Source organism: Pseudomonas sp. 2995-1, from assembly GCF_002742505.1.
Classification (GTDB): Bacteria; Pseudomonadota; Gammaproteobacteria; order Pseudomonadales; family Pseudomonadaceae; genus Aquipseudomonas; species Aquipseudomonas sivasensis.
Map to the genome: position 1 here is coordinate 1 of NZ_LJSA01000465.1, position 265 is coordinate 265.

A 265-nucleotide genomic window follows, 5' to 3' on the forward strand; every position below is an offset into this window, starting at 1 on the left:
CTATCAACTTCATGAAGTCGAAGTTCCTCTGCAAACACTTGATAAACATAGTTTTCCACCGATACACTACTTGGGTCCTGTACTGCAATGAGAATTCGATAATCATCATTTAGAAGTCGCAGCGCCATGCCTGCTTCTCCAGTGGACACTGCATCACGAGCTTCTGTTTCTTCCACCCATTTGAAAGTCAAATTATCAGATTCATTTAAAAGCGCAAGCCATTCTACTTTTTTCTCCTCATCCAAGGAAGGGTCTCCATACGTAT

1 protein-coding gene is annotated in these 265 nt (G+C 41.9%); it reads right to left on the minus strand.

Annotation, left to right across the window (positions count from 1 at the left end; all coding sequences use genetic code 11):
* Positions 1–245, minus strand: a 245-nt coding sequence (locus AOA61_RS30940) for a hypothetical protein (protein WP_218197378.1), incomplete at its 3' end; no start/stop codon positions are given.
* Positions 246–265 lie beyond the last annotated feature (20 nt).